This window comes from Natronoarchaeum philippinense (assembly GCF_900215575.1).
Taxonomy (GTDB): domain Archaea; phylum Halobacteriota; class Halobacteria; order Halobacteriales; family Natronoarchaeaceae; genus Natronoarchaeum; species Natronoarchaeum philippinense.
The window spans coordinates 592,088-607,344 of the sequence record NZ_OBEJ01000002.1 but is presented as its reverse complement, the minus strand read 5'-3'; the positions used below and the strand labels follow the sequence as shown (position 1 = coordinate 607,344).

Here is a 15,257-nt window from a genome sequence, read left to right as displayed (position 1 = left end):
TGCCGACGAGGCGTCGACGCACGACGGGCGGGGTCCTCGGCAGCCCACTACCACTCGACGCCGAGCCGTTCGTGGACGAGAAACTCCAGCGCGTTGATGAGGTAGTGCGCGACGACGACGGTCAGCAGGCTCCCCGTCATTACGAACGCTGCCGCCAGCACGAACCCGAGCAGCCCCGTCACGGCCACGCCGGTCGGCCCCTGAATACCGTGGCCGAGCCCGAAGGCCAGCGAGGAGATCACCGCCAGTACCCACGGCGAGACGCCGAATCCGGCCGAGAGCGCGCCGATCAACGCGGCCCGAAACAGCAGTTCCTCGAAGACGGCGATGATCGGCAGCGCGATCCCGAGTAGGACGATCCATCCTACGATCGAGTCGGGGCCGAGTGCGCCCCGTAGCGTCTCGTCGTACTCGATCCCGGCGCGGTCGAATCCCGCCGCCAGTAGTTCGTTGCCCGCGTACAGCGCACCTCCGAGTCCGAGGCCGACGGCCAGCGGCGTCCAGCCGACGTTCGCGGCGGCGTCGATTCCGAGCGCGGTCGCGGGGATGTCTGCCGCCCACGCGGCGACCAGCACGATTGCGGCCAGCAGGCCGTGGGTAACGACGACGTTGGCGAGCAGGGCGGCAGTCGAGAGCGTCCGGATGTTGGCGTCCTCGTGAGCTTGCGAACGAGGGCTCGGAGAGGTTTGCTCTCCGGCGTTCTCGCGAGCGCCACCGAGCGAGGACTCGGAAGCCGCGGTGGGGCTTCCGGCGTCCTGACGAGTGTGCGAGTCAGGACTCGCGGAACTGTGTTCCGCGGCGTCCTCGTAAGCTTGCGAACGAGGGCTCGAAACGCCTCGCGATTCGATGTCCTGCCGAGCCTGCGAGCCGTCGCGCGCTGCACTGGACGGCGCCTGCTCCGACGCCGACTGCGTCGCCCGCGCGAGCGCGAGCACGACGACCAGTACGACCGTGGCGACCAGCGCAAACGCGGCCCACTGAGTCACGTGTTACCTACGAAACGGCGAATAGAAAAGGGTGTTACTGCGGGCTGGGGTTCGAGCCGCCGGGTCCGACCTGCGGATCGAGCGCGTTCCCGGTGATGCTCTTGAGGCGGTCGACGAGACTGTCCTTCTCGGTCTCACCGGCCAGCGCGACATCGAGCACTTCGCTGATGTTGCTGACGGGGATGATCTCGACCATCTCCTCGTACTCGTCCTCGATCATGACGTCTTGCTCGTTGGCCTTGGGGATGATGATCGTCTCGATGCCGGACTTGGCGGCGGCTTCGATCTTGTGGGTGACGCCGCCGACGGGCAGCACGTCGCCCCGCACCGACAGCGAGCCGGTCATCGCCAGATCCTGTCGGATCGGGATGTCCTCCAGCGCCGAGATGACCGCGGTGGCGACCGTGATCGACGCCGAGTCGCCGTCGACGCCCTGCTGGCCGGCTTGGACGAACTGGATGTGAACGTCCTTCTCCGAGAGATCCACGTCGGAGAACTTCTTGATGATCGCCGAGACGTTCTGGACCGATTCCTCGGCCATCTCTTGGAGCTTCCCGGTGGCGATCACTTGGCCGCCGCCCTGTGCGGGTGCGACCTCCGCCATGACCGGGAGCATGATGCCCGAGTCCTCGCCCATGACGGCGAGCCCGTTGACGCGGCCGACGACGTCGCCGTCGGCGACCGTGAGCTCGTAGTCCTTGCGGCGCTCGATGTAGGTGTCGGCGAGTTGCTGCTCGATCGAGCGCGAGCGCTGCTTGGCCTTGAGCACGTCCTCGCGCTCGGTGAACTCCTTGTCCTCGGCGCGGGCGATGTCACCCGCGACGCGGACCAGACCGCCGAGGTTCCGGAACAGCAGCGTCAGGTGACCCTTCCGGCCGGACCGACGCTTGGCTTCGAGCACGACCTCCTCGGCCGCTTCGGGCGTGAAGTGGGGTAGACGGCCGTCTTTCTCGACTTCTTGGGCGATAAAGCGGATGTACTTGCGCCGCATCTCGGGGGTGTCCTCGATGGTGTCGTCCATGAACACCTCGTACCCGTAGCCCTTGATACGCGAGCGCAGTGCGGGGTGCATGTTCTCCAACGCGTCGCGGTTCCCGGCCGCGATCATGATGAAGTCACAGGGGACGGGCTCGGTCTGGACCATCGCGCCCGAGGAGCGCTCGGACTGGCCCGTGATCGAGAACTCGCCCTCCTGGATGGCCGTCATCAGCTTCTGCTGGCTGCGGATGTCGAGCGTGTTGATCTCGTCGACAAAGAGCACGCCCTTGTTGGCCTTGTGGATCGCACCCGGCTCGACGCGGTCGTGGCTGGGCGTCTCCATGCCGCCGGACTGGAAGGGGTCGTGGCGAACGTCGCCCAGCAGCGCACCGGCGTGGGCGCCGGTGGCGTCCTCGAACGGCGCCGTCGTCTGGTCGGCGGCGTTGACGATCATGTTGGGGATCATCGCGTCGCTACCGCGCTGGGTGTAGCGGAACAGGATGTAGACTGCGACCGCCGCGATGATGCCCAGCAGGAGCGACGCGGGCGTCAGGAGGGTGTACCCGAGGATGATCGCAACGATGATCAGCATCAGGAAGGTCCGAAGCTGGTTGCGCTTTCGGGCCTCCTCCTTGTGGGCGTCGATGATCTGGTCGCCCTTCCCCGCCGGAACGGTCCGGACCTTCGGCTCGTTGCCGTCGTCGGGGTTGTGATAGACCAGCACGTCCTGCAAATCCTCCTTCGGCAGGAGGTGGCTCATCGCCTTGGCCAGCATCGACTTGCCGGTCCCGGGCGACCCGATCATCATCACGTGACGGCGCTGTTTGGCCGCCTTTTTGACGATGTCGCGGGCGTCGTCCTGCCCGATGACGTGGTCGACCAGCTCGTCGGGGATCTCCAGATCAGCAGTGGAGTCGATGTCGAGTCCCCCGAGCAGGTCGTCCTCGTCGAAGTCGTCCCGTATGTCGGCCTCGACCTCGCTCCCGAGGTCGTCTTCGAGGCCGTACTCGTCGTCGAGGTCGTCGGTCGGGGCAGATCCCCCCGGATCTGCGTCGTCCCGACCGTTTTCGTTCACACCGTCTCCCGGTTGCTGTTCCGTCCCCGACGGCGCGTCGTCCGACGCGTCGTCCGTCGGCTCTGTGGGTTCGCCCGGTCGCTCCTCGGCGTCTTCCTCTTGGGACGCCGGGGACTCGGCGGGCGCGTTGCCACCCCCGTCCCTGCGGGGGTCGTCGTCGGTATCCGTGTCGTTACTCATAGAATCGTTCTGCTACCTAATTCGAAGGCTGGCGCACTGATATACTTTCTCCCTCGATGCGTCGCCGGCACACGTCAGAAACGCCGTACAGCGGCTCGACACCGGTTCCGAGGCGGACGCGGGACCCACCGAATCGGACCGGCGGCGCGGCGTCTCGCCACGCTTATAGCCCGACCGACGAATTTTCGGCCATGACCCGCGGGTGCTACATCGGACGATTTCAGCCGTTTCACAACGGCCATCGCAGCATGGTCGAGGCGATCGTCGATGACGGCCACGTCGACGAACTCGTCCTCGGGATCGGGAGCGCCGACGCCTCCCACTCCAGACACGACCCCTTCACCGCCGGCGAGCGCATCATGATGCTCACCAAGTCGCTGGTTGATGTCGACCTCGTGACCTACGCGGTGCCGATCGAGGACCTCGATCGCAACTCCGTCTGGGTGAGCCACGTCCAGAGCATGAGCCCCGACTTCGACGTGGCGTACTCGAACAACCCGCTGGTCATCCAGCTGTTCGAGGAAGCCGGCGTCGAGGTGCGCCAGTCGCCGATGTTCAACCGGGAGGTGCTGGAGGGATCGGAGGTCCGCGAGCGCATGATCAAGGACGGCAACTGGGAGTCGCTGGTGCCCGACGCCGTCGCCGAGGTCGTCGAGGAGATCGACGGCATCGAGCGCATCCAGCGCGTCAGCGAAACCGACAGCAACGGCGTCTGAGCCGGCCATTCCCAACCCCACGACCACACAGCACACATGATTACGCTTTCCTCGGATTTCGGATCGCCGTACCCCGCCGCGATGAAGGGTGTCGTTCTGCAGCGGACCGACGCCCGCCTCGTCGACGTGAGCCACGAGTTCCCGCGACAGGACGTGCGAGCCGCCGCGTTCTGGCTTCGTGAAATTCTACCGTACTTCCCGCCAGCGACACATCTGGTCGTCGTCGACCCCGGCGTCGGTACCGACAGGGCTGCCGTCGCCGTCGAGGCCGGCGAGCACGTCCTCGTGGGCCCCGACAACGGCGTCCTGCTGCCGGCCGCGCGAGCACTGGCGACGCAGGCCGACGCCGAAGCCGCGGCCGGCGACGGCACCGACGCGTTCGCCGTCCACGACATCGGTTACGAGGACGCCGAGTCGAGCACGTTCCACGGCCGGGACGTGTTCGCGCCCGCCGCGGCCGCAGTCCACGACTCATGGGTCGACGACGGCACCGTCCCGAACGCCGTCGACGGGCTCGGCGACGTGGCGCCGACCGACGAGTTCGTCGACCTCGAACTCCCCGAACCGAAGATCGAGGGTGACACGATCCGGGGCGAGGTGCTGGTCGTCGACGACTTCGGCAACGCCATCACGAACGTCCCGGGCTACGTGCTGGAGGGCCTCGACGAGGTGCGCGTCGACGGGCAGTCGGTGCCCGCCGTCGAGACGTTCGCCGAAGTTCCCGAAGGACAGTGGCTCGCCACCGTCGGGAGTCACGGGAACGTCGAACTCGATGTCAACCGCGGGCGTGGCGACGACGCTTTCGGAGTCAAAGCGAGCGATTCGGTGCGAATCGAGCTGTAGTGGCGAGTTTCTGATTTCACGGTACTTTCTTTGCTATTCGGAGCTAACCGTAGTGTATGGAAGTCGAGGCCGGGGACGGTCGAGTGTACCTCCCACAGAAACTGCGGGACAAGTTCGGTGACCGATTCGAACTGATCGACAGGGGCGACAGGATCGTGCTGCTCCCGGTGGCAGACGACCCGCTCGAAGCGCTTCGGGACGAATTCGACGACGTGGACGAATCAGCGACGGAGTTACGCGGCCGAGCGCGGCAGGACGCAATCGACGACGCGGGGAGCTAGATGTACGTCGAGACCGATTTTTTACTCGCGCTTATCAAGGACGACGACTGGCTCGGTGACGCCGCCGAGTCCGTGTATCGGGAACACCACGACGAGCTGTGGACCTCCCCACACGCGCTGATGGAACTGATGCTGGTCGCCTACCGTGAAGACCGGAACGTCGAACGCGTCGTAGCAAATGCCGCTCAGCTACTCGAAATCCGCGGGGACAGCGATCCACTGTTGGTCGCTGCAACACACGTCTCCGAGGACGGCATGACGCCGTTCGACGCGCTCCATCTGGTCCACTCCGGAGACGATCCGATCGTATCGAGCGACCAGACGTATGACGATCTGACCGATCGGATCGCACTAGAGGATCTCCGGTGAGAGCGAGCGGTACCCGATCAGGTCACGCTCGCACGTCCCGCCCGAGTTGATACGCCAGATACGCGAAACTCGCCAGCACCAGCGCGATCGAGCCCCAGACGAGCAGTGCGAACGCGGTCGGTCCCAGCGGCGTCATCGCTCGGCCTCCGACGCCGCGGCGTCAGCGGCGTCCGCACCGGTCGCGGCGTCTGTACCGACGGCGTCCGTGGCGTCAGTACCGGCCGTAGCGTCTGCACCGACGGCGTCCGTTCCGCCGTCGGTCATCGGCTGCTCGATTTCCCTGATTTCGCGGGCCAGTCCACCGTGATCGAAGTCGGCGTCAGCGACCCGAATGGCGACAAGCGTCAGCACCGCCGAAACTGCGGTCGCCCCGACGAACGCGTACGCGAACGATGGCGCCGGAAGCGCCGCTTCGAGGCCGGGAACGGCCGCGAGCGGGCCGCGGAGCGTCGGGAAAAAGGCGACGCCGACGGCGAGGCCGACGACCGAACTCGTGAGCGCACCGGCCTCTGTGAGTCGCGTCGAGTACAGGCCGGCGAGGAACGGGACGAACGTCGCCGCGGCGAGCAAGTCTGCGGTCAGAAACAGCGCGAGCACGCTGTACCCCTGCGCGCCGACGCCGATCGCACCAGCAGCGACGGCGACGGTCAGCGCACGCCCGACCCGCGAGAGCGTTTGGGCGTCCGCATCGACCAAGCGTGCGAGGTCGGCCGTGACCAGTCCGGCGACGGCGTTGAACATCGTGTCCGCCGAACTGGCGACGAGCAGCACGGCCAGCACCACGACGACCAGCGCGATCCACTCGGGAAATGCGCCGTCGACGAGCGCGAAGAAGGCGACGCTGGCGTTGCCGTCGACGAAGCCGAGTCCCGACGCCGCGACGCCGAACAGTCCCGAGAGCAGTACCATCGGAATGCTCATCACAGCGGCCGCAACGAGCGAGCGCCGGAGCGTGGCGTCGTCCTCGGCGGCGTAGATTCGTTGCCACCGGCCTTGATTGAGCATGCCGGCACCCAGCACCGCGAACACGACGTAGATACCGAACTCGACGCCGGCCGCGTAGCCCGGATCGAGCAAATACGCGTTCGCGCTGGCGATCTCAGCGTGGACCTCACCGGTGCCGCCGAGCGAGAACAGCGCGCCGGCGAGTCCGACCGCCAGCAGCGGGAGGATCACGAGCGTCTGGACGGCGTCGGTGACGACGGTGGCGACGAGGCCGCCGTAGGCCGTGTAGACGAGCACGAACCCGCCGACCATCGCGGCGGTCTGCCAGCGCGGGACGCCGGCCAGCATCGCCATCGCGCCGGCGATGCCGGTCATCTCGGCGGCGAGGAACACGAACATGTACAGCACCGAGACGGTCAGCACGTAGCCGTACATCCGCGGGCCGAACCGAACGAGCGCGTACTCGGTCAGCGAGTGGCCCTCGGGCATGAGCCGACGGATTCGGACGCCGACCGGCACGAACAGGAGCAGGGGGATCGCGCTCCCGATCGTGTAGCCAAGCACCGCTGGGAGGCCGCCGAACGCGGCGCCGGCTTCCGCCGGGCTGAGCAGGATCCACGCGCCCATCGAGGAGGCGACCAGCGTGGCCGTCGTCGCGCCGGTGCCGATCGAGTTGCGCGCCGAGACGTAGTCCTCGACGGTGTCGACCCGGCCGCGCGAGTAGAGGAGTCCGAGCGCCGTCACCGCCGCGAGCGTCGCCGCGGCGGCGCCGAGCGCGAGCGCGCTCGACACCATTAGACCGCCCACTCCTCGGTGGTGTAGGCCATCTCCCAGAAGTCGTGCTCCAGTCGTGCGCTCGTCAGGAACGCCTCGCGCATGGCGTCGCGCTCGCCGGGGAACTGCTCGCCACAGCGGTCGACGAGCTCGCGGGTCTGAGTGACGGCGTCGCGGAACGCGTCGCTAGTGTACTTCTCGATGAAGGGCGTGTACCGATGGTCGGCGTCGCCCTGAATTTCGGCCATGCGCTCAGCCACGTCGAGATACCCCTGCGCGCAGGGGTAGATTGCCGCCGCGATCTCGGCGAGGCTCCCCTCGTGGGCGGTTCGCACGAGGAAGTTCGTGTAGGCGACACACGTGGGGGCTTTCGCCGTGGCTTCGAGGTCTTCGGGCGCCAAGCCGTACTCGGCGGCGAACTCCCGGTGGAGATCCATCTCCTCGTTGAGGATGCGCTCGGCGACGCCGAGCAGGTGGGCCATCGTCGACTCCTCGCGGGCCTTCGTCCCCGCGATGGCGTGCGTTCTGGCGTAATCCAGCAGGTATCGGTAGTCCTGTCGCACCCACGTCTCGAACGCCGCGGGATCGAGCGTGCCCTCGGCGAGTTCCCGAACGAACGGGTGGTCGTACTGCGCTTGCCAGATCTGTTCACCGTCGGCCAGCAGTTCCTCACTGAATGGCATCATCCGAGAGACGATCGCTACGACTGATATAATTTGCTAATACTACCGAGTTATATTTGGGCTGTGTGGAGTCGAAGGCCGAAACGAACAGTAGCCAGCGGGCCCAGCGTGCGGTATGGAGTTTCGACGCCTCCGCGAGGACGAGATCGCGACGTTCGTCGACGACGTGTGGTTGCCCTTCGCCAGAGAGATGGCCGACCTCGACGAGTACAACGAACTCGCCGAGGACGTCCACCGCGACGCCGTCGCCTACCGACGGACGCAGCTACTGGACGACGACGCGGCGACGTTCGTCGCCGACGCCGAAGGAGAAATCGTCGGGTACGCCCACGTCGCGTACGCCGAAACGCCGGTGGTGTTCGCGCGCGGTCCGGAAGCGACGATCAACGAAGTGTACGTCGACCAGGACCGTCGAGGTGAGGGACTCGCCAGCGAGTTGCTGGACCGGGCCGAGACGTGGGCCGACGAGCGAGACTGTGAGTACGTGACGCTCTCGGTGAACGCGGACAACGAGACCGCAAGGAAGGTCTACGAGTCGCGGGGGTACGAGGTGCGGCGGCTCAAGATGGACACACAGCTATAGGTCCGACGCCCAATCGCGTTTTAGATCTACCGGCGAGAGGTCGTCTGCGTCGGGACGCCGCGACACCTCGTCGATATAGCCTTCAAGAACTTCGATTGCATCGCTACGGTCGATATCCCGTTCAGTCATGACTTGATCTTGTGGCGGATAGCTGAAAAGTGTTCGTCGTAACCAATCAGACCAACTGATCGAAAAAGGTGGAAATCAGTCTCGCTGAAACGGGCGGCCGTTTACTCAGCAGCGATAACGTCGTCGATCCGGGCGATCAGCGTCGCGGCCTCGGTGGCCGACTCGACGGCTTCGTGCTTGACGGCGGCGGGGTCGACGGTGCCGTGCTCGACGGGGTCACCGACCTCGCGGGTCTGGCCGTCGACGATCAGGCCGGCCCGGCCCTCGGCTTCGTGCTCGGAGCGCAGGTCGACCAGCGCGTCGATGGGGTCGAGCCCGGAGTTCTCGGCGAGCGTGCGCGGGATGGCGTCGAGCGCGTCGGCGAAGGCCTCGACGGCGAGCTGTTTGCGCCCGGAGACGCCGGCGGACTCGGCGCGGACGCGGTCTGCGATTGCGATTTCGGCGGCGCCGGCGCCGGGGACGACGCTGTCGGTGTCGGCCGCCGCGGTGACGACGTCGAGCGCGTCCTTGATGGCGCGTTCGAGTTCGTCGACGACGTGCTCGGTGCCGCCGCGGACGAACAGCGTGACCGACTCGGCTGCAGCGCCGCCCTCGATGAACACGAGTTCGTCGCCGCCGTAGGTCTCGGTGCGGACGCGGTCGGCGCTGCCGAACTCCTCGGCGTCGAGATCATCGAGCGCGCCGACGCGGCGGGCGCCCGTCGCGCTGGCGATGCCACGGATGTCGTCGTCGGAAAGGTTCTCGAAGACGAGCACGCCCTCGTCGGCGAGCGTGGAGGCGACGCGACCGTCGACGTCGTCGGTCGTGAAGACCACGTCGGCGCCCGAGTCGGCGACGGACTGAGCGGCCTCCTTGAGCTCTTCTTCTTCGGCGTCCATCGCGGCGGTGAGCTGGTCGACGCTGTCGACGCTGTACTCGGCGTCGACGTCGCCGGTGCGGACGCCGAGTTCGACGTCGAGCAGGGCGATGTCGGCGTCCTCGACGTCGCCGGGCATCTGCTCGTGGACCGGCTCCTCGTCGACGAGGATACCCTCGACGAGCTCGGTCGCGCTGGAGCTTGCGCCGACCTGCGTCTGGAGCGTGATGCTGTCCCGGTCGACGCCGGCGTCGCTACGGACGTGTTCGACGGCGTCGACGACCGAGCGGGCCAGCGACTCGGCGGTGACGCCGCCGGTGCCCTTGCCGGTCATGCTGGACTCGGCGACCGAGTGAAGCAGGTCCTCGTCGACTTCGCCCTCCAGTGCGAGCTCGTCGACGGCGTCGTGGGCGAGCTCGGCGGCCTCGTGATACCCCTCGACGATCGTCGTCGCGTGCACGTCGTCCTCGAAGAGGTCCTCGGCTTGGGCGAGCAGCTGGCCCGCGAGAATCGCCGCCGTCGTCGTTCCGTCGCCGACTTCGTCCTCCTGTGTCTCGGCGACCTCGACGATCATGTCGGCGGCGGGATGCTCGATGTCCATCTCTTGGAGGATCGTCGCGCCGTCGTTGGTGATCACGACGTCGCCCGAGTCGGAGACGAGCATCTTGTCCATCCCGCGGGGGCCGAGCGTCGTGCGTACGGCCTCGCTGATTGCCTTTCCGGCGGTGATGTTGGACTGCTGTGCGTCCTTGCCCGACGTTCGCTGGCTGTCCTCGCTCAGAATGAAGAGCGGCTGTCCACCCATGCGCCGCTGTGAAGCGTTGTCTGCCATGTGTTCGGTAAACTGTACTTAGCGGTTCAATATAAATGTTGCTGGTGACGCCGACGCGTCCCCGTCGCCCTCGCGGGCTTTCGGCGACGAGGCGCCGATCGGGGGTCGTCGACGACCGGGTTGTAGCGCCGCGGCACTGGCCGAACCGGTAACGAAAAATACCGCGACCAGAAACGGTAGGCCGATGCTGGAACTGGAGCACCGGTTCCGGGTGGTCGACGTGCACGCCCGGCTGGACGCCGAGGAAGGAGCGACGACCGGTCGGTCGATCACGCCCGACACCTTAGAGCGCGAGATGCACCAAGCCGGCGTGGTCCGATCGGTCGTGTTCCCCGGCCACCGCGCCGGGACGGACTACCTGCGGGCGAACAACGCCGTCGCCCGGATGAGCGTCGAACGACCGTTCATCGCGTTCGCGCGGATCAACGGTCCACGGGATCCGGGTGAGGGTGCGACCTCGCAACTGCGTAACCTCACGGCGTCACGCAAGGACCATCACACGGCGCCCGAAGACATCGAGAAGTACGCCTACGACGATCGGTTCCACGGGTTCAAGCTCGATCCGGCACGCGACGGGCTCCCGGACGAGGACGTGTTGGCGGAGCTCGAAGACGTCGGGCTTCCCGTGCTGGTCCACGGCGGCGAGGGATTCCCGCCGGCCGCGGTCGCCGATTCGCTACTTAGCTACTCGTTCCCGGTGATCCTCGCGCACTTCGGTGGTTACCCGCTGAACCGCGACCTGATGGCCGACGCGATCGACGTGCTCGCGGCCCACGACGACTGTTATCTCGACACGAGCTACGTCCGATTCCGCGATCTTCTAGAGCGCGCGCTGCTCGAACATCCCGACCGCGTGCTCTTTGGCAGCGGCGCCCCCGAGACCCACCCGAACGTCGCCGTCATGGAGATGCTGACGCTCGACGTGTCGGAGGATAAGCTTCGGCGCGTGTTCAGCAAGAATTCCGAGCGCGTCGTCGATGCCCTCGGCCCCGACGGCGGCTAGCGGGACGCATCAACCGTCGACTCAGCGCCAGTCGTATCGTCGGACGGCCCGATCGTGACGCGTCGAGACGCCGTTGGGGTTCCGGCGACACGTCTCGTCGTCTCGGCGAGCACGAAGTCCCGCGGCGACGCCGCTGGCGATGCTCGATACGACTTCCCGGCCCGTTCCCAACCACGCTGTCGGCGTCACGTCGCCGCGGGTCACTTCGCGGGCGGCCGACAGCGAGTCTCGGATCGCGGACGCAACCGTCGATCGAGCGACTGTCGGGCGGAGTCCGTAGTTCTTTGCAAGCTGATACGAAAGCGATCGGTACTTCGCGCCGAACTCCTGTTGAGGACGCCCGCCGTCGGTACCGTACTCGCCGCGAACGCCCATCTCGTCGTTCCAGCACACGTCGTAGTCCAGTGCGGCGAGTCGATGTGAGGCGTCGCGTGCTCCCTCGGTTTCGAGATACTCGTCGAAGCCGTCCAGCGCCTCGATCGCGGGGCGTGCGAAGGCGACGTTGCCACCGTTGAAAAACGCGACCTCGCGGCCGGCGACGGTGTTCGAAGTTTCGTTCTCGGTCGTCATGCCCGCGCGGAGCGTCCGATGGGTCGGCCCCGTAACGACGCTGGCGCCGCCGGCGAGCGACTCGGCAACGGCCTCGCGCCACGACGGCTCGACCGCAAGCTCGTCGTGGACGAACGCCACGGCGTCGCCGGTTGCGACCTCGATCCCGGCGTTGCGCGAGACGTTGACGTTCCGATCGGACAGTTCGACGAGCACGTCGACATCGCCGCGCTCTCGAACCATCCCGGTGGTCCCGTCCGACGAGGGCCCGTTGACGACGATCACCTCGTCGTCGGGGGCGTGTTCCGTCAGGGCGTCGAGACACCCGGCCAGCTGTTCCCGGGCGTTCAACGTGGGGACCACTACCGAGAGGTCCATACACCCCGATATTTCCGGCAAAGGTTAAAAGCGTCCCGACCGACCGCGCCGGTCACTCGACGCTCGCCGACCAGTACGAGACCGACGCGATGGCGTCGCCACCCGGTCCGACGCCGAGCGTCGTGTCGATCGATCGGAGGGTGCTGGCGATGCTGTCCGGGATCTTCCGGTAGAAGCCGTACGGCAGGACGAAATCGTGGGAATCCTCGACGAGTTCGAGGCCGGCGCCGTCGATCAGCGACTCGACCTCCGACCGGGAGTACAGCCGCGATCCCATCGGAAGCGCCCAGTTGTAGATGCTTCGCGTGCTATAGCGCTTGAACGTGTCGAACATCACCTGATCGCGGGACACTCGCTGGAGTTCATCCAGATAGGCTGCCGGCGTGTCCGCGAGGTGGAAAAATCGCATCGCGATGACGGCGTCGAACTCGTCATCCTCGAAGGGGAGTCGGCCGGCGTCGCCGCGCAGGAACTCGACGGCGTCACCGACGCCGCTGGCCTTGGCCTTCTGGCGGGCCTCAGCGAGCATCTCGGCGGAGATGTCGAGCCCGACAACGTCGGCGCCGCGCTCGGCGAGCATCGCGGTGAACCGACCGGTTCCACAGGCGATTTCGAGGACGTCTTTCCCGTCGACGGGACCGATCGCGTCCAGTACGGCCTCCTTTTCGCGCCGGTCGATCAGTCGACCGCCGCGGGAAAACCGCTTGTCGTCGTACTCTTGGGCGACATCGGTCGCCTGATACCACTCCTGGCCCTTCACGCTGAGATTTGCTACCTGCCCCGGGGATAAAACGATACTGGAAACGATTCGTCAAACGTTGAACCGATCGTGGCGTTCGCTTCGCCGGGAATCGTCCATCGCGGTGCGCCCATCTGCGTGTGGTTCTACTCCCGTCACCGGCCGGAGCAGGTCCCGGCAGCGAGTCCGGCATCGTGTGGCGTCCGAAACTGGACGTTCGTCTACTCTGTACCCGCCGCTGCGACGCCACACGCCACGCGACGAGTCCAAAATGTGCGGACACAGCATGGTCGCCGACCGGTTGGGGCTCGTCGATCGTGTGCTGACTCCCTGCGACGGCAAGCACCACCACAAAATAGGTATGCTATATATACACTATATATTCTCTCAATTGTTTCAATCCCCATATAGCCAAGTTTTACCATCGGTGACGGACCACCGCTCAGTATGAGCACGACCACCGGCGAGGAACGCGCTGACAGGGTAGAGGAACCGCTTTCGGACACCGAGTACCGCGATCGGCTGCGCGAACTCCCGCCCAGCGCGAAGCTGATCGCCAAGGTTCTCGAAACCGATGCGCCCCTCTCGCAGGGCCAGCTCGCCGAGGAATCGTTGCTGCCCGACCGCACAGTTCGATACGCCCTGAACCGGCTCGAAGAGGTCGGCCTCGTCGGCTCCCGATACAGCTTCCGTGACGCCCGCAAACAGGTGTACTTCCTACATAACTGACCGTTCTGCTGCTGGTCTTTTTATTCTCCCACCCGGTACTCACCGGCCATGGACCCGATCGCTCGCGTCGTTCTTCCCGTTTCGGACGCCGTACCGACCGGCACCACGAACGCGTACGTGATCGGCACGTCCGACGCAGTGCTCGTCGATCCCGCTGGACGATCGTCCGACCTCGATGCCCGCCTCGATCAGCGCTCGCCCAACGCGGTGCTGGTCACCCACGCCCACCCCGACCACGTCGGCGCTCTCGAACAGTACGCCGCAGAATACGACCTTGACGTGTACGCGCGAGCGGGCTACGAGGATCGGTTCGAGCGGGCGACCGGCGTGACGCCGGACGCGACCCTGCGCAACGGAGACACAATTTCGACTGGCGGCCTCGACATCTCGGTAACGGCGACGCCGGGCCACGCGCCGGATCACATCGCGCTGACCGTCCGGGACGCCGCGGACGCCGCGGCGTCGAGCGAGGACGATCAGATGTTGGTCGGTGACCTCGCCGTCGCTGAGGGGAGCGTGTTCGTCGGCTCGCCGGACGGCGACATGCGCGGGTATCTCACCGCGCTCCGGCGGCTGCACGCGCGGGCACCAGAAGCACTGCTGCCTGGGCACGGCCCGCCGATCACCGACCCGGCGGCCGTCCTCTCCCGACTCGTCGACCACCGACTCGACCGCGAGCGCCGCGTGCTGGCGGCCGTCCGCGACGGAGCGACGACGCCCGACGCCGTCGTGGAGGCGGCCTACGACAAAGATCTCTCCGGCGTCCGTGACCTTGCTCGGCGGGCCGTGATCGCGCATCTGGAGAAGCTGGCAGTCGAGGACGCGCTCGACTGGGACGGCGAGCGCGCCCGGCCGATCGAGGAGTGACCGGGGGCAACCCCCCGATCGCACCCGGGGTCACTCCTGCTGGCTCCGGGAGGCGGTCACATCCAGTCCCGGGCTGTAGTAGCACACCGGTTCTGTGTCCGGTTCAGCGAACCCGTGTGCCGACAGCAGCGTGTTCGTCTCGATTTCGGTGGCGGCCGGGTACAGCGTCCACGGCGGATGGCTGACATCGCTGTAGCGAATCGAGCCGTCTTGGGCCTCCGTGTAAAATCGGTAGCGTTCGACCAAGAACTCCGCGAGCGGGTCCTCGGGCGCCGAAAACGGTTCGCCGGTCGGCCAGTATCGCCCCTCGAAGTGAACAGGGCGTGCTCCGGGGTGTTTCCGACGGCTGCGAAACGCCACACGGCCGTCCGCACACTCCAGCGAGATCCGCGCATAGTAGTACGGTAGGTGTTGGAAGACCCGCGCGCCGAGCACGCTCGTGAGCCCCTGTGCATCGAGGCTGAAAAAGTAGACGCTGGGAACGCCGTCTCGCGTGACGTACGTCCTGAGGTTGAGTTCCGGGAGCCGGATGCCGAACGCCTCGGGGACTCCTTTGGGTCGGACGGCGACGTTGGTAAACGGGACGACCGAGAGCCACGCCGATCCATCGTACGTGTCCGGCGCCAGCGCATCCGGTAGGTGGGCGTCCATCACGTCGGGGTCGATCGGCCAGTTCTCGAACAGCAAGTGTCGCCAGCCCATCGCCAAGGGAACGACCATGCGTCCCCTCAGGAGGGTAGACAAAAGTTGGTTTCGCCGACG

Annotated in this window: 17 protein-coding genes; 8 read left to right on the top strand and 9 right to left on the bottom strand. The window is 66.5% G+C overall.

Annotated features, from left to right (window positions below; genetic code table 11):
* Nucleotides 1-47 precede the first annotated feature (47 nt).
* Nucleotides 48-986, bottom strand: coding sequence for a CPBP family intramembrane glutamic endopeptidase (locus CRO01_RS09920; RefSeq protein WP_097008965.1), 939 nt, complete (start codon nucleotides 984-986; stop codon nucleotides 48-50).
* A 34-nt stretch (nucleotides 987-1,020) separates the two neighbouring features.
* Complete coding sequence (lonB, locus tag CRO01_RS09915) at nucleotides 1,021-3,219, bottom strand: ATP-dependent protease LonB (RefSeq protein WP_097008964.1); 2,199 nt, start codon at nucleotides 3,217-3,219, stop codon at nucleotides 1,021-1,023.
* Nucleotides 3,220-3,410: 191 nt separating this feature from the next.
* Between lonB and CRO01_RS09910 the strand changes: the two genes are divergently transcribed.
* From CRO01_RS09910 to CRO01_RS09895, 4 genes are read left to right on the top strand one after another with little or no spacing between them, the layout of a single operon-like run.
* Nucleotides 3,411-3,935, top strand: coding sequence for a nicotinamide-nucleotide adenylyltransferase (locus CRO01_RS09910; RefSeq protein ID WP_097008963.1), 525 nt, complete (start codon nucleotides 3,411-3,413; stop codon nucleotides 3,933-3,935).
* A 36-nt stretch (nucleotides 3,936-3,971) separates the two neighbouring features.
* Complete coding sequence (locus tag CRO01_RS09905) at nucleotides 3,972-4,778, top strand: SAM hydrolase/SAM-dependent halogenase family protein (protein WP_097008962.1); 807 nt, start codon at nucleotides 3,972-3,974, stop codon at nucleotides 4,776-4,778.
* Nucleotides 4,779-4,834: 56 nt separating this feature from the next.
* On the top strand, nucleotides 4,835-5,059 hold the full coding sequence (locus tag CRO01_RS09900) for an AbrB/MazE/SpoVT family DNA-binding domain-containing protein (RefSeq protein ID WP_097008961.1): 225 nt from the start codon (nucleotides 4,835-4,837) through the stop codon (nucleotides 5,057-5,059).
* Nucleotides 5,060-5,428: a PIN domain-containing protein gene (locus CRO01_RS09895; RefSeq protein WP_097008960.1), complete on the top strand. Its 369-nt coding sequence runs from the start codon at nucleotides 5,060-5,062 to the stop codon at nucleotides 5,426-5,428.
* Nucleotides 5,429-5,560: 132 nt separating this feature from the next.
* On the opposite strand, the gene CRO01_RS09890 is transcribed toward CRO01_RS09895, so the two are convergent.
* Together CRO01_RS09890 and tenA are read right to left on the bottom strand one after the other, a co-directional pair.
* Nucleotides 5,561-7,168, bottom strand: coding sequence for a sodium:solute symporter family transporter (locus CRO01_RS09890; RefSeq protein WP_097008959.1), 1,608 nt, complete (start codon nucleotides 7,166-7,168; stop codon nucleotides 5,561-5,563).
* The gene (gene tenA, locus CRO01_RS09885; protein ID WP_097009178.1) at nucleotides 7,168-7,830 is read right to left on the bottom strand and encodes a thiaminase II; all 663 of its coding nucleotides are present in this window, start codon (nucleotides 7,828-7,830) and stop codon (nucleotides 7,168-7,170) included. The genes CRO01_RS09890 and tenA overlap by 1 nt, the downstream gene beginning before the upstream one ends.
* Nucleotides 7,831-7,945: 115 nt before the next feature.
* Here tenA and CRO01_RS09880 point away from each other — a divergent pair, with 115 nt between their 5' ends.
* Nucleotides 7,946-8,413, top strand: coding sequence for a GNAT family N-acetyltransferase (locus CRO01_RS09880; protein WP_097008958.1), 468 nt, complete (start codon nucleotides 7,946-7,948; stop codon nucleotides 8,411-8,413).
* On the opposite strand, the gene CRO01_RS17030 is transcribed toward CRO01_RS09880, so the two are convergent.
* Together CRO01_RS17030 and thsA are read right to left on the bottom strand one after the other, a co-directional pair.
* Nucleotides 8,408-8,542, bottom strand: coding sequence for a hypothetical protein (locus CRO01_RS17030; protein WP_259370015.1), 135 nt, complete (start codon nucleotides 8,540-8,542; stop codon nucleotides 8,408-8,410). The genes CRO01_RS09880 and CRO01_RS17030 overlap by 6 nt on opposite strands.
* 101 nt (nucleotides 8,543-8,643) lie before the next feature.
* On the bottom strand, nucleotides 8,644-10,203 hold the full coding sequence (thsA, locus tag CRO01_RS09875; protein ID WP_097009177.1) for a thermosome subunit alpha: 1,560 nt from the start codon (nucleotides 10,201-10,203) through the stop codon (nucleotides 8,644-8,646).
* 211 nt (nucleotides 10,204-10,414) lie between these two features.
* Here thsA and CRO01_RS09870 point away from each other — a divergent pair, with 211 nt between their 5' ends.
* The gene (locus CRO01_RS09870; RefSeq protein WP_097008957.1) at nucleotides 10,415-11,233 is read left to right on the top strand and encodes an amidohydrolase family protein; all 819 of its coding nucleotides are present in this window, start codon (nucleotides 10,415-10,417) and stop codon (nucleotides 11,231-11,233) included.
* Between the two features lie 21 nt (nucleotides 11,234-11,254).
* On the opposite strand, the gene CRO01_RS09865 is transcribed toward CRO01_RS09870, so the two are convergent.
* Both CRO01_RS09865 and CRO01_RS09860 read right to left on the bottom strand, forming a co-directional pair.
* Nucleotides 11,255-12,160, bottom strand: a complete 906-nt coding sequence (locus CRO01_RS09865) for a glycosyltransferase family 2 protein (protein ID WP_097008956.1) — start codon at nucleotides 12,158-12,160, stop codon at nucleotides 11,255-11,257.
* A gap of 52 nt (nucleotides 12,161-12,212) precedes the next feature.
* The gene (locus CRO01_RS09860; protein WP_097008955.1) at nucleotides 12,213-12,920 is read right to left on the bottom strand and encodes a class I SAM-dependent methyltransferase; all 708 of its coding nucleotides are present in this window, start codon (nucleotides 12,918-12,920) and stop codon (nucleotides 12,213-12,215) included.
* Between the two features lie 426 nt (nucleotides 12,921-13,346).
* Between CRO01_RS09860 and CRO01_RS09855 the strand changes: the two genes are divergently transcribed.
* Both CRO01_RS09855 and CRO01_RS09850 read left to right on the top strand, forming a co-directional pair.
* Nucleotides 13,347-13,628 (top strand): MarR family transcriptional regulator, encoded by a 282-nt coding sequence (locus CRO01_RS09855; RefSeq protein WP_097008954.1) that lies wholly within the window; start codon nucleotides 13,347-13,349, stop codon nucleotides 13,626-13,628.
* Between the two features lie 48 nt (nucleotides 13,629-13,676).
* Nucleotides 13,677-14,495 (top strand): MBL fold metallo-hydrolase, encoded by an 819-nt coding sequence (locus CRO01_RS09850; protein ID WP_097008953.1) that lies wholly within the window; start codon nucleotides 13,677-13,679, stop codon nucleotides 14,493-14,495.
* Between the two features lie 30 nt (nucleotides 14,496-14,525).
* On the opposite strand, the gene CRO01_RS09845 is transcribed toward CRO01_RS09850, so the two are convergent.
* The gene (locus CRO01_RS09845; protein ID WP_097008952.1) at nucleotides 14,526-15,215 is read right to left on the bottom strand and encodes a YqjF family protein; all 690 of its coding nucleotides are present in this window, start codon (nucleotides 15,213-15,215) and stop codon (nucleotides 14,526-14,528) included.
* Nucleotides 15,216-15,257: the final 42 nt, after the last annotated feature.

Excerpts from the sequence above, each read along its gene's own strand:
- tenA (WP_097009178.1), bottom strand. The coding sequence starts at position 7,830 with ATGCCATTCAGTGAGGAACTGCTGGCCGACGGTGAACAGATCTGGCAA.
- CRO01_RS09895 (WP_097008960.1), top strand. The coding sequence starts at position 5,060 with ATGTACGTCGAGACCGATTTTTTACTCGCGCTTATCAAGGACGACGAC.
- CRO01_RS09910 (WP_097008963.1), top strand. The coding sequence starts at position 3,411 with ATGACCCGCGGGTGCTACATCGGACGATTTCAGCCGTTTCACAACGGC.
- CRO01_RS09850 (WP_097008953.1), top strand. The coding sequence starts at position 13,677 with ATGGACCCGATCGCTCGCGTCGTTCTTCCCGTTTCGGACGCCGTACCG.
- CRO01_RS09865 (WP_097008956.1), bottom strand. The coding sequence starts at position 12,160 with ATGGACCTCTCGGTAGTGGTCCCCACGTTGAACGCCCGGGAACAGCTG.
- CRO01_RS09870 (WP_097008957.1), top strand. The coding sequence starts at position 10,415 with ATGCTGGAACTGGAGCACCGGTTCCGGGTGGTCGACGTGCACGCCCGG.
- thsA (WP_097009177.1), bottom strand. The coding sequence starts at position 10,203 with ATGGGTGGACAGCCGCTCTTCATTCTGAGCGAGGACAGCCAGCGAACG.
- lonB (WP_097008964.1), bottom strand. The coding sequence starts at position 3,219 with ATGAGTAACGACACGGATACCGACGACGACCCCCGCAGGGACGGGGGT.
- CRO01_RS09890 (WP_097008959.1), bottom strand. The coding sequence starts at position 7,168 with ATGGTGTCGAGCGCGCTCGCGCTCGGCGCCGCCGCGGCGACGCTCGCG.
- CRO01_RS09880 (WP_097008958.1), top strand. The coding sequence starts at position 7,946 with ATGGAGTTTCGACGCCTCCGCGAGGACGAGATCGCGACGTTCGTCGAC.
- CRO01_RS09905 (WP_097008962.1), top strand. The coding sequence starts at position 3,972 with ATGATTACGCTTTCCTCGGATTTCGGATCGCCGTACCCCGCCGCGATG.
- CRO01_RS09900 (WP_097008961.1), top strand. The coding sequence starts at position 4,835 with ATGGAAGTCGAGGCCGGGGACGGTCGAGTGTACCTCCCACAGAAACTG.
- CRO01_RS17030 (WP_259370015.1), bottom strand. The coding sequence starts at position 8,542 with ATGACTGAACGGGATATCGACCGTAGCGATGCAATCGAAGTTCTTGAA.
- CRO01_RS09855 (WP_097008954.1), top strand. The coding sequence starts at position 13,347 with ATGAGCACGACCACCGGCGAGGAACGCGCTGACAGGGTAGAGGAACCG.
- CRO01_RS09845 (WP_097008952.1), bottom strand. The coding sequence starts at position 15,215 with ATGGTCGTTCCCTTGGCGATGGGCTGGCGACACTTGCTGTTCGAGAAC.